The organism is Anaerolineales bacterium (assembly GCA_037382465.1).
In the GTDB taxonomy this organism is placed as follows: Bacteria; Chloroflexota; Anaerolineae; order Anaerolineales; family E44-bin32; genus WVZH01.
Map to the genome: position 1 here is coordinate 1 of JARRPX010000013.1, position 14274 is coordinate 14274.

Consider the following 14274-nt stretch of genomic DNA (forward strand, 5'->3'; position numbering starts at 1 on the left):
CGTGGCCACGTTGGGGGGCTGGTGGAGGCTGAGTGCTGGACCGCTGTTGCTGTTGGGTGCCGAACTTGCAATACTGGGTGTGTGCACGATGCATTCCCATTGGGTGCATCTACGGATATTCGAAAGCAAGGGAAGACGTTCGCACAAATTCAGCGTTCGCCTGCCTATTCCAACCCGATTCGCGGCATGGGGACTGAGAAATTTCGGTCATTACGCGACGGGACTCGATCGAACCGGAGTAGATGAAATCCTGCTTGCCTTGGATGAGTTGGAAAACAACCTGGCGCAGGGACCGCCAATCCTCATCGACATCACGGATGGCGATAAGGGAGAGCGAGTCGAAGTCACGTTGGGTTGATCTTTTGAGGCGGGAGGTAATCGCGGTGCAGTATTGTAGACAAGTGAAATTGATCCCAATGAATTACTGGGCAAGGAGTCAGTTATGGCTACGACAGATGAACGGATGAAAATCCTGAAGATGGTCGAGGAGGGGAAGATCTCCGCGGATGAAGGCGCTCGCCTTCTTTCTGCGCTGGCGAAACAAAAATTGCAGCAGACGATCCAGAGCGGCGACGCGCGCTGGCTGCGTGTCCGGGTGACCGATTTGCGAACGGGGAAGGAATCCGTCAAGGTAAACCTGCCGATCGATTTGGTGAACGTCGGCCTGCGTATGGGGGCGCGTTTCGTGCCCTCCATCGAGCAAGAAGTCGCCATGGAGGAAATGATCGATGCCTTGAATCAAGGCCTGACGGGGAAGGTTGTGGACATCGTGGACGAGGAAGAGGGTCACCACGTCGAATTGTTCATCGAGTGAAGCATTCCGAACGGGTGCAATTCCAATACAGTACAATGTATCTGTGATGGGAGCTCAAGCTCGAGTTTTGCAGCAGAGGAGAAAGGGATGAATCGTTTCGCACTGCGGTGGATCATAAACATGATCGCACTTTATGTTACGGTCGGCACCGGATGGATTTCGGGAATTCATGCCGAAAACACCACAGGTCTGGCGATTTTGGCAATGGCGTTGGTCTTTACATTGGTACACAACGTATTGAGTCCATTGTTGAAGCTGCTCAGTTGTTCACTAATCGTGCTGACGATGGGGTTGTTCGTCCTCATCATCAATACTTTTCTGTTCTGGCTTACGGGTTGGATCGGAAATTCTTTCACGCCGGGTTTCGGATACACCGTCGACTCGGTGTGGGCTGCGTTTCTGGGCTCCCTTGTCGTTGGGGTCGTCAACATCGTATTGTCCTTCGTTTTTCGGGAGGAATTGAAAAGCAAGCGCGAGCGCAGCAGGGATTGAGCCGTTTTCTTTCAATTTTCTTGATGCCATCTACGATCTTCACAGCGCATGAATCAAGGCCATGAGCCGCTGATTTTAGACGCTTGAAGGGCGAAAATCGGGGGAAAAGTCTGCAGGAAGGCCTTTCGAACGGCTTGTTTTTATGCCTTTTTTACTATATGAATCGGGCATGAATATTGTTTGCCCGCACATGCCCCTATGCTATACTCGCACCAGTACACAAATCCTTCTCGACGGTGTATGCTCGATCGAGTAAGCGTCGATGGCGATATCCGAAACCGCCGCCGAAGGGTAAGTGGCCTCAATGACATCTGATTTGCCTGCAACGGAGCGTGCACGCGCCTCTCTTGAGCTTCTGTATTCGATTAGTCGCGAGTTGACCTCGGAGCTGGATCTCAACGAACTCCTGCAGCGTATTTTAAAGTTGACGAGCGAGAAAGTCGCCGCGATCAGCGGCAGCATCATCGTTCTCGATGAAAATGGCCACTTGACGGAAGGGGCGGTTTTCTATGATGGTAAGGTCATCGATCATACCACCGAGAAATTGGAGGATCCCTTCGATCGGGGCCTGGCCGGCTGGGTATTTGAGAACCGAAAGCCGGCTTTCGTTTCCAGTACGCTCGATGACGAACGTTGGCTGCAGCAAAGCGCAGATGAAGCAGATGAAGGCAGCCGCTCGGCGATCAGCGTCCCCCTGCTCCTCCGCGAGCGTGTTGTGGGCGTGCTTACCATGGTCCACTCCCAGACGAGTTATTTCAGTGAAGATGACCTGACGTTACTGCAAGCCATCGCGGATCAGGCGAGCGTGGCGGTCGAGAACGCACGCCTTTTCACCGCCGAGCAGGAGCGGCGCCGTTTCGCGTCGACTCTACAGGAAATTGCACGCACGATCAACGCGACGCTCGATCCAACGCAGGTTTTCTCACAGATTCTCGATCAACTCGCGCGCTTGATCACTTACGACAGTGCCAGCATCTTCGTAGTAGAAGGTGAAAATCTCACGCTTGTCGCAGCGCGGGGATTAAAAGACGAAGCTGCTATTCTTGGTATGAAAGTACCCATTGGATTAAACACGTTGACCGGAGCGGTAATAAAAAATGCCGAACCGCTGTGTGTGGAAAACGTGCAATTGGATGATCGTTGGATCAAATGGGAAAAACATCCCGAATCGGAAACCATCCGCAGTTGGATCGGAGCTCCGCTGATCGTACGTGATCGGGCAGTGGGGGTTTTAAACGTCGATAACAACAGCGCGGGTGTATTCGGCCCCGCTGAGGTGGAATTGGTCACGGCTTTTGCGGAGCAGGCGGCAACGGCGGTGGCGAACACGCAGTTGTTCGCCGAAAGCCAACGCAGAGTACAGGCGCTTTCCGCCTTGGCACACACTGCCCAGGTGGTCACCGAAAGCATCAACATCGACGAAGTAATCAAGCGCATTCTGAAACGAACCTTGTCCAGCCTGGATGCGGAAGCCGCCTCTGTGGCCTTGCTCGACGAGACGACAGACACGCTCGAATTCAAATTCGTGAGTGGCAAATCGGCCGATCATCTGGTCGGTTTGCGATTGAAGCGGGGTCAGGGAATCGCCGGTTGGGTCGTCGAAAACAGCGAACCAGTCGTGATCCCCGACGTACAAAAGGACTCGCGTTTCTTTCCAAAAATCGACGAACAGACCGGCTTCATCACCAATTCCATCGTGGCAGCTCCGATCATGGCCGAATCCAGGACGATCGGCGTGCTGGAAGCGATCAACCATCGGGGAGACACCTTTCGCGAAGAACAGATCGAACTTTTGATGGGCATTGCCTACCTGGCGGGGTCGGCGATCATTCGCGCCAGACTCTTCTCGGAAACCCGGTCCGCCCAGATGCGCTACGCCAGCTTGTTCGAGGACAGCATCGATCCATTACTCATAACGGATTTAAATGGGTCGATCAAAGACGCAAACCGTCATGCGGAACGCTTCCTGGGTCAATCTCGAGAGAGCCTGCGCGAGCGTTCGGTCTTCGAGTTGGGCATTCCGTATGCGGACAAGGTGGAGCAGGAATTGGCGCAACTCGATCCCGGTGAGACTTTCTCGTCGGAACCTCCGATGCCGCAGAGTGAAGATCAAAGCTTGCCGATCGAGATTCATGTCAAACGGATCGACATCGATCAACAACCGGTGTTTCAATGGATTTTGCGGGATGTATCCGAACGCATCGAATTGGAACAACTGCGTTCGGATCTGACGTCGATGATTTTCCATGATTTGCGTGCGCCCATCGGTAACATCATTTCGAGTCTCGAGGTCCTGGAGACGTCGACGGTGAAGGAGGATGAGGCTTTTCAATCCGTGCTATCCATCGCACAGCGTTCCAGCCGACGCGCATCGCGATTGATCGAGTCGCTGCTCGATCTCGATCGCCTCGAGGCAGGAAATGCGGTCATCGATAAACAAAAAACATCGATCACCGCGCTCATTAAAGAAGCGGTCGAAGAAGTTCGACCCATGGCCGAGGCGAAAGAGCATACGCTGGAAATCGAGCCCATGCCGGAACTACCCGAGGTGGATATCGATTTCGATTTAATCCTGCGCGTTATGACGAATCTGCTGGAGAACGCGATCAAATACACGCGGACGGGTGGGGAAATCCGTGTGTCTGCACAAAAAGCAAAAGGGGTTCTCGATGTCAGCGTCAGAGACAGCGGCAGCGGAATTCCTCCTGCAGATCGAAAACGCATCTTCGAGAAATATGCACGCATTCACCGCAAGGGGAAGCCAAAAGGTAGGGGGCTCGGGCTTGCATTCTGCCGTCTCGCTGTGGAAGCGCATGGCGGAAGAATCTGGGTCGAGAGTGCAGAAGGCGAAGGTTCCACTTTTCATTTTACCCTTCCATTATAATTAGATCGTTGAATCCAAATCTTGGAGAACGGTATGCGCAAGATCGCTTCCGGCGTTTTCATCGAGGACGAATTCCCTGCCGTCTTGCTCGGCGCGGTCGTCACACAGGAAAGTGTAATTGCAGTGGACTGCCCGCTGCGGGTGGAAGATACACGTACCTGGATCGGCACGTTGTCCGATCTCGGCAATGTACGCTACATGGTGCTGCTTGATTCCCACGTGGATCGCGTACTGGGTGCCCGTGTGGTCAACTTCCCAACCCTCGGGCACGATCGCACGCGAATCACCATGAGTACCTGGTCGGACAGTTACAAGGGGAGGGCGAATCCGATCGGAGCAGAAGCAGATCGATTGAAGCGCATTACCGGTGTGCGTCGAGCGGTTCCCCAATTGACGTTTTCAGACGAAATGCAGGTCCATATCGGAGATCGTACGGTGCATTTCCTCCATCGTCCAGGGCCGACTCCGGGTGCGATTTGGATGGTGCTGCCGGAAGCGAAAGTCATATTTATTGGGGATGCGGTCACGGTCAAAGAGCCCCCTTATCTTGGAAACGCAAACATCGATCAATGGCTGGAGAGTCTCGACGATTTGAGGGGCGCGCATTTTCGTACGTACAAGTTCGTATCGGGGAGGGACGGATTGGTCAAGCGCAGCGATATCAACGACATGGCGCGCTTCTTACGGCGTGTTCCGAATCGAATCCAGGATTTTGCGAAACGAGGCGGCTCTCCCGAACTTGCCGATGACTATGCAAAGGAATTGATCACGAGTTTTCCAAAGGTTCAGTCTGCCAGGGCTGATACATGTATGCTCAGGCTAAGAGCGAGTGTGATACACCTTCATTCCAGAATGTACCCTTCCGATAATTAAGACATTAGAAGTGGTTTCGTTCATCTAACTCTTTCGCATAAAACGAGGTCATTTTTCGATGGAATATGCAGTGGTTTTGGAGGTCACGCGGGGTGAAATCGTAGAATCCCTGCATCACGGCGCCGTGGCGATCTCAGATTCAAGTGGGGCGTTGGAAGCATGGTGTGGAGATCCGGGAATCGTGACCTACATGCGCTCTTCGGCGAAGCCGCTTCAAGCGTTGTGCCTGCTCGAATCGGGTGCGGCAGAGCACTTCGATTTCACTTCGGAGCAACTCGCCATCGTCTGTGCCTCCCACGATGGAACGGATGACCACGTAGCAGCGGTTGTATCGATTCTGGATCGGATCGGCCTGGAGGAGAGCGCCCTTCACTGTGGCGTCCATCGTCCTTTCGACAGAGAAACGGCCCAGCGCTTACGGAAAGAAGGTCGAGCGTTTTCCCCACTGCGTAATAATTGCTCCGGCAAGCATGCCGGGATGCTGGCTTCGGCGACTTTCCTGCAGGAGTCCACCGGCGACTACGAGCAGCCCGATCACCCGGTGCAGCGGCGAATCCGGAAGATCGTCGCCGAGATGTGTGGACTCGAAGAGGCTGATATTGCCATCGGTGTTGACGGCTGTACCGTGCCCACGTTTGGCGTTTCGCTGTGTGCGGCCTCCACGGCCTTTGCCCGACTGGTGGATCCGAATGGATTGCCCTCGATACGAGTTCAAGCCTGTGATGCCGTGGTGGCCGCGATGACGGAACACCCTTTTTTGGTGGCTGGATCCGGCCGCTTCGACACGCGTTTGATACGGGCAACGAACGGGCGTATCGTGAGTAAGGCAGGAGCGGAGGGTTTTCAGGCACTGGGGATACGCCCTGGAAGCCTGGGGCCCAATTCGCCCGGTTTGGGTGTGGCGATCAAGATCGCCGATGGTGACTATGCACGGCGAGCCCGCTCGTTGATCAGCCTGGAAGTCCTGCGTTTGCTGGAAGTATTATCTCCGGAAGAGTACGCCGAACTCGTACAGGATGCTACGAGTATCAGCAACAATCGGGGGCACGTCGTCGGTGAACTTCGTCCAACGATCCGTCTCATGCGAGGAGTGCTGTAGAATTCGTGAGCACGTATGTAGGGCTGCAAGACGCAGCCCGGGGGCTTCTACGCATCGATTTGTCACCGGAGCAGATGGCGGCATTCGAACGCTACGCCGCCGAGTTAATCTCCTGGAATCAACGTATCAATCTGACCGCAATCACCGATCCGGTGAACATCGAGATCAAGCATTTCCTGGATTCGATGACCTGCATTCTGGTGATGGGTGCACCCAGATATGAACGCGTGGTGGATGTGGGGAGCGGTGCGGGGTTCCCCGGATTGCCGTTGAAGATACTGCGTCCCAAGATGAAATTAACCCTGGTCGAATCGATCGGCAAGAAAGTCGAATTTTGCCGGCACGTGATCGAAAGGCTCGGTTTGAACGGTGTCGAACTGCTCCACGATCGCGCGGAAAACATTGGCCATGCAGATGAGCATCGTCAGAAATATGATTGGGCGGTGGCTCGTGCTGTCGCTTCCATGCCCGTGCTGGTGGAATATCTGTTGCCGCTGCTGCGCGTTGGTGGAAAAGCGGTGATCCAAAAGGGTGAGACCGGTCCTGTTGAAGCGCATGCTGCAGAGGAAGCGCTGCGGATCTTAGGCGGAAGGCTGAAGCAGATCATTCCCCTCGAGTTGCCGCGCGTCGTCGAAACGCGTTATTTGATCGTGGTCGAAAAAAGCGCAGCGACGCCGCCGAGATACCCTCGAAGGGTTGGCATTCCTGCGAAACGTCCCCTTGCATGAATCATTATTTCGATGCAGGCAGGATCATTCATCCGGGAAAGAGGAAATGACCCCATCTGCAATCCGGCGCAGCACGGCACGGCTGCGAAATTCCTCGGTAAACATATCCAGATCGGCGGACGTGAGAATCGCTTGATGCGCCGTACTCAGCCGTTCGAGTAAATCTGCTCTACGCATGGGGTCCAGTTCCGCCATGACTTCGTCTAAGAGCAAAACCGGGTATTCCCCGGTTTTCTGCCGTAGCCAATCCACCTCGGCCAGTTGAGTCGCCAGCATGGCCGTGCGGTTCTGGCCGCGCGACCCGTAATATCGAAGATCGATGTCGTTGGCCAGAAACCGGAAATCGTCTCGATGGGGGCCGATCGTGGTGGTACCGCGGGCGATCTCCTCGGTCCGTTTGCGTTGGAGAGCGGTCATCATCGTGGACTGGATTGCTTCTGCGCCGGTCTGCTCCTCATCGTCAATCGGTGCGTTTTCTTCTCCCTTACCTGATTCGGATCGAGGCGATGGCAAGAACGATGGAAGATATTCCAGTCGTAAGCTTTCCTTTCCCCGGGAGATGTCATGATGGATCGGGCGCGCGCGTTCATTGATCTCCTGCAGCGTGGCCAGGCGCGTCGTAATCAATGTGGCAGCGTACTCGCAAAGTTTTTCATCCCAGTATGTGATCTCGCCTTTGCCGGGTTGGCGTTCCTGCAGCCGCTTGAGCAATGCGTTGCGCTGGGAAAGCACGGCGGTATATTCTGACAGGGCTTGGGCATAACCGGGATCCGCCTGGCAAAGTGCGTTGTCGAGGAAGTCGCGTCGTTCGGACGGCGAGCCTTCCACGACGCGCATGTCTTTGGGCAGGAACATCACCGCATTGAAGACGCCGGCCAACTGGCTTACTCTGCGTTTAACGCCGTTGACCAGCACCTCCCTGCGCAGGCGCTGGCTGTTCGTCGGGCCGACGCTGTTGAGGATGATGCGGATTTCGATGCGCAGCGGTTTGGGTTTATGAGCCGCGCTTTCGGCTTCGTGTGATGCAAGTGTGTTGCGCTGGATTTCAGCCACGATACGGGCGAAAGGCGGCGAATCCTGCAGTGCATCGAAATGAATCAGGTGGCGGTCGTTGCTCGTGTGTGGGGATTGCGCAGTAGTCAGGTAATGGATGGCATCGAGCAGGCTCGTCTTTCCCTGTGCGTTTGCACCTACCAGAATGGTCACGCCTGCGGTGAAGGCCAGATCGAGACGAGTGAAGTTTCGAAAATGGGTAAGCGACAGGTGGTTTAATTGCATCGGCGCATGGATTGTAGCATAGGATCACGCCGCGGATCGGCCGGCGCGAAGCGTAATCTGAATATCAATTTACGCCTATGATGTCCTACGCGCCCGGAGGAACTTCGACTTGGGTTTCTTCGATTTTCCAGACCTCGTTGGCGCGATCGATGAAGAGCACGCCATCGAGATGATCGATTTCGTGCTGGAAAATACGCGCAAGCCAGCCATTGGGTTTCAGACGGAAGGGTTTTCCGTGCCGGTCGAGTCCTTTGACCGTGATCTTCTCGTAGCGTACGACTTCACCATAAAATCCTGGGATGGATAAGCAGGCTTCGTTTCCTAAAACCGTGTCCTTCGAACGGCGCACGATTTCGGGGTTTACGACGGCATACAGCTTGGCAGGCTTGTTTTCCTTTTCAGGATCTTCAGAACCCTCGCCGTATTCGACGACGATCACGCGCTGCCCGATGTCCACTTGCGGAGCGGCCAGCCCCACGCCGTTGGCGGCGCGCATGGTTTCGATCATGTCCTCGATTAAAGTCTCGATGGCCGGTGTAATGCTGTGAACGTTCTTGGCGCGCTGGCGCAGTGTTGGATTTGGTGGGGTAACAATTTCACGGATAGCCATGGTTTTGATCTTCTTCGGATTCCGGGAACTTCTTTACGTTGGAATACTCATCGTGATAGATATCTAGTAATTCTACCATCTCGCTTTGACGCTGCTTGCGCTCCATCTCGTGTTGCCTTTGGATCAACGCCTCCTGGGCGTGAACGATGTCCTGCTGTACACCCACGGGATCGAACACGCCTTCGAAGACGAACATGGCAGTGCCGATGTTGGTGACCACATCGCCGTAGTTCATGAAATAACCGAGAACGCCTTTGCGATCGACCTCGGTGCTGAGCACGTTTTCCAGCGGCGCCACTTTACGCACTTCACGGGACAGCGGTTTCTTATAGACGTCGACGATCTGCTCCGGGGTAATCTGGTAGATGTCGTTGGACCAATCCACGTATCGATACCACCACCATAAAACCAGCACGATCTGCAGCAGAACGACGAGGGTGATGAACGTCGCTGTCGGGAGAAAAGTGACCCGGCTGGCAAATCCGGCGGCGAGCAGAATGACCGTAATCAGGATGAGGATGGAGGGAGCTGCAATCTCGCGCAGCAGAACGGCCCAGTGTTTGCGGTATGTAATGACGTCCTGTTCCTCATAGCGGACTTTGAAGAAGGAATGGAAGAGACCGGGTCTGCTCTCGGTTTGTTCCCGCATGGGCGCTTTTTCGATTTCGACTGTCGACTGCTCTTCCGGCTCGGGTTCCGGAGCGAGTCGCTGGCGAACGGCATCCCGTAAACTCTCGCGATCGGTCTGTTCCTGCTGGGTGCGCAAACGCTGCCAGTGCTCTTCAATGATGGCGGCCATGGCGGCGGGATTCTCCACGTTGCGGAAAACGACTTTGCCCGTATACGTGCGAATCACCACGTCGCCGTAGTCCATCATGCGGCCGACCATTTCCGTACTGACACTGACGGAAAGCAGCATGTGCAGCGGCGCTTCGACGCGGCTGTCGTAGATGCCGACGATTTTTTCCAGCCAGACCGCCCTGCGATTGGTGACGATATAGTAATCGTTGCTCCAGTCGATCCAACGCCAGACGGCGAGGGCGAACGCAGATACGAGCATGACTGCACCGACCCATGAAATTACCGTTTGTTCGCGAACGAGACCATAGATGATGAGCAGCGCGGCTGTGGCCAGAAGGAACATCGGCAGGGTGAGGGATTGAAACAGCAGCACGTTGTGCTTGCGCGCCAGGCCGTAGATCACTTCATCGTCGGCCAGCCAATCGAAGCGTACTTTCCGAGCCAACCGGCGGCTTTGGACGGCGAATCGCAGACTTGCCAGCGCTGCGGGGTGCTGCTTCATGAAATCCGTCATCGCCAGCCGGTCCCAGCGGTAGACGATCGTGGGCAGAGCAGCTCGGACAGTGGCGAATCGAGACTGGGTGTAGATCATCTCGATTTCCCCGAACGTGTCACCCGCTTTCAACTTGGCGAGTATGTCTTCCCCTCGTTCGGGATGCTTGTGAACAACCTCGACCTCGCCCTCGGCAATGAAATACATTGCCTTCGGCCGTGAGCCTTGATGGATGACGACCGTCCCCGCTTCGTACGTTTCGCGCTTCAGCGTAGCGGCCAGGGCGCGCATGTCGTCTTCCGGCTCCTGGCGTAAAAAGTGCGTACTGCACAGCAGATCGAACGCGGATGAAAACTTCATGGCTGCAATTGTAGCATGGGCGAGCGAAGGTCGCCGCTGCCGTGCTATAATCCGACCTGCGGAGTCCCGAGTGACCAAAAAGAGAAAGACATCCTCCCGGCGAAAAAGTAAATCCAGGAGCAAGAGCGCTTCTTCCCAGCGCAGCTCTGCCCGCGGCTCGTTACTGAGCGGTTGGAGCCTGTCCCGGGATCGCAAGCTCGATTTGATCGGATTGCTGCTGCTCGTTTTGAGCGTGATCACGAGCATCGCCCTCTTTACCGGCAGCCAGGGAGTCGTCATCGCGGCCTGGCTCGACGTGCTGCGTTGGACGTTCGGTTGGGGGATGTACCTGGCTCTGCTTGCCGGTTTTGGATGCGGATTATGGCTCATGGCGCGTACCTTCGGGCGACAGCTTCCTGTGTTGGAATTGGAACGCGTGATTGGAGTCGTACTGCTTTTCCTTGGGATGCTGACCTTCTTGCACGCCGTGTTGGGTGTCACCGATTTTGACACGGGCATGGCGGAGGCTCGTCTGGGTCGGGGTGGCGGTGCGATTGGCGCCGTGTTCCTGGCCATTTTGTTCGGTGCGCTGGGCGGGGCCGGCACCGCCGTAGTCCTACTGGCGTGGTTCCTGATCGGGATGATCCTCGCTGCCGGGCTTTCGATCCCGGAACTCTGGTCGCTGCTCGTCCAGGCGGTGCGGTGGGCAATCGACTTCCTCCGGGAAAAGGTTGCCGAGCCGCCGCAGCCGGCCTACATTTCGCCCGTCGTCGACAAAGCGCCTCCGGTCATCGCAGAGAAAGTCAGCGCGCCGCGTGAAGTGACCCGACCGCAGCCCTCTGCGCAGGAAGAATTCCAGCACGAGGAAACCGCGTCCGAAAAAGCATGGTCGTTACCCGCATTGACCGAAATCCTCGATCTTGGTACGGCGGGGAAGGCAGATGAAGCTTTCGATCGCGAACGAGGCAAATTGATCGAAGAGACGCTCCAGGCGTTCGGTGCGCCGGCTCGTGTGGTGGAGATCAATCGAGGTCCCACGATCACACAGTTCGGGGTGGAACCGGATTTCATCGAAGGGCGCGGTGGCCGGCGAACCAAGGTGAAAGTGAGCAAGATTTCGGCGCTTGCGGACGATCTGGCCCTGGCGTTGGCAGCGCCGTCCATTCGTGTCGAGGCGCCCGTTCCGGGCAAAGGCTACATCGGCATCGAGGTGCCCAACACGGAAGTCACACTCGTGGCGCTGCGGGATCTGATGGAATCTAGTCAATATCGAAAGATCAAATCACCCTTGCGGCTCGGGTTGGGCAAGGATGTTTCCGGGCATCCCGTTGTAGCCAATTTAACCAGAATGCCGCATCTGCTCATCGCCGGGACGACGGGTTCCGGCAAGTCGGTGTGTGTCAACGCCATCATCACTTCGCTGCTTTTGCAAAACACACCGGATCAACTGCGATACTTGATGGTCGATCCGAAACGCGTCGAGCTGACCTACTACAATGGAATTCCTCATCTACTTGCCCCGGTGATCGTCGATCTGGAGCGCGTGGTCCCTGCGCTGCAGTGGATTTCACGCGAAATGGATTCACGCTATCAACGGTTTTCCAAGGAAGGCATGCGAAATATCGAGGATTACAATCGACGAATGCGAGACGTTCAAGGGAGAGAATTGCCGTATTTGGTCGTCGTGATCGACGAATTGGCAGACTTGATGATCATGGCACCTGATGAAACCGAGCGCGTCATCACGCGTCTGGCGCAGCTGGCGCGCGCTACGGGGATTCATCTGGTGATCGCGACGCAGCGTCCCTCGGTCGATGTGGTGACCGGATTGATCAAGGCGAATTTTCCCTCGCGAATTGCGTTCGCCGTGGCATCTTCGGTCGACAGCCGCGTGATCCTGGATCAACCTGGAGCTGAAAGATTGCTCGGTCGAGGGGACATGCTTTTTCAGGCACCGGATGCCGCCGCACCGATTCGCATGCAGGGGGCCTTTGTATCCGAGGTCGAGCTCTCGAGGCTGATACGCTTTTGGAAAAACGCTGCGTTGGGCGGGGATGTGACCCAACCATCGCACATCGGTCCGGTCGAGACCATCCCTTCCGGCGTACCGCTCAAACAAGTGCCCATGTGGGACGAGGAAGATGCGGCGGACGAGGATTTAGATCCCTTGTACGATGAAGCGGTCGCAATCGTGCGCGAGATGCGTCGCGCCTCGATTTCTTTGCTGCAGCGGCGTTTGCGTATCGGCTACACTCGAGCGGCCCGGATCGTCGATCACCTCGAAGAGCAAGGCGTCATCGGACCAGCCAAAAGCGGCTCGAAGGCGCGCGAGGTGTTGGACTACGGCGGCATGGCGACTGCCGAAGAGTAAAGCTCCGTATCGACCCTCTCAAGTACCATATTTGACTCACTGCATTAAACTTAAAATTTCTCGGAATAATTGTCATACAATTCATCCCGTGATATTATGGTATTGTGATTGCAATTAGGAAACTCCCGACGAGTGAATTGGATTTCCAAACCACGGAGAAAGGAGTGAACCTGGAACACGAATCAGGCCCCGTATTCGCCCCAACTACAGTCAAACCAAAATAATTTTGGAGGAGAGAGATGCGAAATAAGCTATACGCAGTGTTGTCCTTTCTGATTTTTGCGTCGATGATTCTGAGTGCATGCGCCACGAAAACCGCTACTCCTACCGAGGAAATGGTTCCTCCAACTCCAACCGAGAAGCCGGTTGTGGCTGAAGAGCCGGCGGCGGCAACGGAAGCCGAGGAGCCCATGAAGCCCTTCCGCGTTGGGTTTGTCACCGACACGGGCGGCATTGATGACAAGAGCTTCAACACCACACAGTGGAATGGCGTTCAGCGCGCGGTGAATGAGTTGGGCGTCGAGGCGCAGTTCATTCAATCTGACGAAGCAACGCAGTACGAGCCCAACCTGACGGAATTCGCCAGCCAGGGTTACGATTTGATCATTGCCTCCGGATTTTTCCTGGGTGGCGATCTCGCCAAAGTTGCGGCCCTCTACCCGGATATTTCATTCACCATCGTCGACTATTCTTACCCTGATCCGTTCGGTGTCCCCGAAGGCGTTGTCGGAAACAGCGAGTGTATTCCGAATGTTGAGGGTCAGGTCTTCAAGACCGACCAGGCGGCGTTTTTGGCGGGTTACCTTGCGGCAGGCATGACCGAAACCGGCAAATTGGGCTACTTCGGCGGCGCCAAGATCCCGACGGTGACGATATTTGGTGTCGGCTTCCAGGCCGGCATGGAATATTACAATGAGGTTCACGGTACGAGCGTCGAACTCATTGGCTGGGACAACGCAACGGGCGAAGGTTTGTTCACCGGTGATTTCGTTGACCTCACCAAGGGAAAGGAATCCACAGAGTCCCTTTTCGATGAAGGCGCTGATATTTTCATGGGGGTCGGCGGCTTGATTGGATCGCCCGGTTTCGACGTGGCGCGTGAGCGCGGCGGCTACGGCATCTGGGTCGACGTGGATGGCTACAACCTGCTGCCCGAGGCGCGGGACGTTCTCCTCACCAGCGTGATGAAGAACATGGACACCTCCGTCTTCACCGTTATCAAGGATACGATGGAGGGCAACTTCAACGGCTGCGGTGTCTACGTCGGCGATCTGGCAAACGACGGCGTTGGTATTGGCCCATACCACGATCTCGACAGTGTGGTCCCCGCTGATCTTAAGGCGGAGATCGAAGACCTCAAGGCGAAGATCATATCGGGCGAGATCAGCGACACGGGTTGTGTTTCATACCCGGACTACTGCCCCGGTGGCTTGTACTAGTAGTCTCTCTGTGAGTAAAATCTAAGCAGAGAATCACTTCAGGCGGTGCCGTT

Annotated in this window: 12 protein-coding genes; 9 read left to right on the plus strand and 3 right to left on the minus strand. The window is 55.6% G+C overall.

Translation table 11 applies throughout. The features are described from left to right. The 7 genes from P8Z34_05095 to rsmG all read left to right on the plus strand — a co-directional run. Nucleotides 1-358 (plus strand): hypothetical protein (locus P8Z34_05095; GenBank protein MEJ2550039.1); only part of this gene is annotated, 358 nt, incomplete at its 5' end. An 84-nt stretch (nt 359-442) separates the two neighbouring features. Next, entirely contained in the window at nt 443-814 is a 372-nt protein-coding gene (locus P8Z34_05100; protein MEJ2550040.1) for a hypothetical protein, read from the plus strand. 87 nt (nt 815-901) lie between these two features. Further along, on the plus strand, nt 902-1306 hold the full coding sequence (locus P8Z34_05105) for a phage holin family protein (GenBank protein MEJ2550041.1): 405 nt from the start codon (nt 902-904) through the stop codon (nt 1304-1306). 304 nt (nt 1307-1610) lie between these two features. Next, nucleotides 1611-4190, plus strand: a complete 2580-nt coding sequence (locus P8Z34_05110) for a GAF domain-containing protein (protein ID MEJ2550042.1) — start codon at nt 1611-1613, stop codon at nt 4188-4190. A 33-nt stretch (nt 4191-4223) separates the two neighbouring features. Next, on the plus strand, nt 4224-5063 hold the full coding sequence (locus P8Z34_05115) for a hypothetical protein (GenBank protein MEJ2550043.1): 840 nt from the start codon (nt 4224-4226) through the stop codon (nt 5061-5063). Nucleotides 5064-5121: 58 nt separating this feature from the next. After that, nucleotides 5122-6162, plus strand: a complete 1041-nt coding sequence (locus P8Z34_05120) for an asparaginase (GenBank protein ID MEJ2550044.1) — start codon at nt 5122-5124, stop codon at nt 6160-6162. 5 nt (nt 6163-6167) lie between these two features. After that, nucleotides 6168-6890 (plus strand): 16S rRNA (guanine(527)-N(7))-methyltransferase RsmG, encoded by a 723-nt coding sequence (rsmG, locus tag P8Z34_05125; protein MEJ2550045.1) that lies wholly within the window; start codon nt 6168-6170, stop codon nt 6888-6890. Nucleotides 6891-6914: 24 nt separating this feature from the next. Here the strand turns inward: rsmG and recF are convergent, their stop codons facing one another. The 3 genes from recF to P8Z34_05140 all read right to left on the minus strand — a co-directional run bounded on the left by recF (nt 6915) and on the right by P8Z34_05140 (nt 10432). Then, nucleotides 6915-8168, minus strand: coding sequence for a DNA replication/repair protein RecF (gene recF, locus P8Z34_05130; protein MEJ2550046.1), 1254 nt, complete (start codon nt 8166-8168; stop codon nt 6915-6917). An 85-nt stretch (nt 8169-8253) separates the two neighbouring features. After that, entirely contained in the window at nt 8254-8778 is a 525-nt protein-coding gene (def, locus tag P8Z34_05135) for a peptide deformylase (GenBank protein MEJ2550047.1), read from the minus strand. Further along, nucleotides 8765-10432 carry a cyclic nucleotide-binding domain-containing protein gene (locus P8Z34_05140; GenBank protein MEJ2550048.1) on the minus strand — a complete coding sequence of 556 codons (1668 nt, stop codon included), beginning with the start codon at nt 10430-10432 and terminating at the stop codon, nt 8765-8767. The genes def and P8Z34_05140 overlap by 14 nt, the downstream gene beginning before the upstream one ends. Nucleotides 10433-10502: 70 nt before the next feature. On the opposite strand from P8Z34_05140, the gene P8Z34_05145 reads away from it, so the two are divergent. Both P8Z34_05145 and P8Z34_05150 read left to right on the plus strand, forming a co-directional pair. After that, a complete protein-coding gene (locus P8Z34_05145; GenBank protein MEJ2550049.1) occupies nt 10503-12782 on the plus strand; it encodes a DNA translocase FtsK in 2280 nt (759 codons plus the stop codon). A 239-nt stretch (nt 12783-13021) separates the two neighbouring features. Continuing rightward, nucleotides 13022-14221 (plus strand): BMP family ABC transporter substrate-binding protein, encoded by a 1200-nt coding sequence (locus tag P8Z34_05150; GenBank protein ID MEJ2550050.1) that lies wholly within the window; start codon nt 13022-13024, stop codon nt 14219-14221. The last annotated feature ends 53 nt before the right edge of the window (nt 14222-14274 follow it).

Bases quoted from the DNA above. Each gene is read 5' to 3' on its own strand.
- P8Z34_05100 (MEJ2550040.1), top strand. From the start codon at position 443: ATGGCTACGACAGATGAACGGATGAAAATCCTGAAGATGGTCGAGGAG.
- P8Z34_05105 (MEJ2550041.1), top strand. From the start codon at position 902: ATGAATCGTTTCGCACTGCGGTGGATCATAAACATGATCGCACTTTAT.
- P8Z34_05110 (MEJ2550042.1), top strand. From the start codon at position 1,611: ATGACATCTGATTTGCCTGCAACGGAGCGTGCACGCGCCTCTCTTGAG.
- P8Z34_05115 (MEJ2550043.1), top strand. From the start codon at position 4,224: ATGCGCAAGATCGCTTCCGGCGTTTTCATCGAGGACGAATTCCCTGCC.
- P8Z34_05120 (MEJ2550044.1), top strand. From the start codon at position 5,122: ATGGAATATGCAGTGGTTTTGGAGGTCACGCGGGGTGAAATCGTAGAA.
- recF (MEJ2550046.1), bottom strand. From the start codon at position 8,168: ATGCAATTAAACCACCTGTCGCTTACCCATTTTCGAAACTTCACTCGT.
- def (MEJ2550047.1), bottom strand. From the start codon at position 8,778: ATGGCTATCCGTGAAATTGTTACCCCACCAAATCCAACACTGCGCCAG.
- P8Z34_05140 (MEJ2550048.1), bottom strand. From the start codon at position 10,432: ATGAAGTTTTCATCCGCGTTCGATCTGCTGTGCAGTACGCACTTTTTA.
- P8Z34_05150 (MEJ2550050.1), top strand. From the start codon at position 13,022: ATGCGAAATAAGCTATACGCAGTGTTGTCCTTTCTGATTTTTGCGTCG.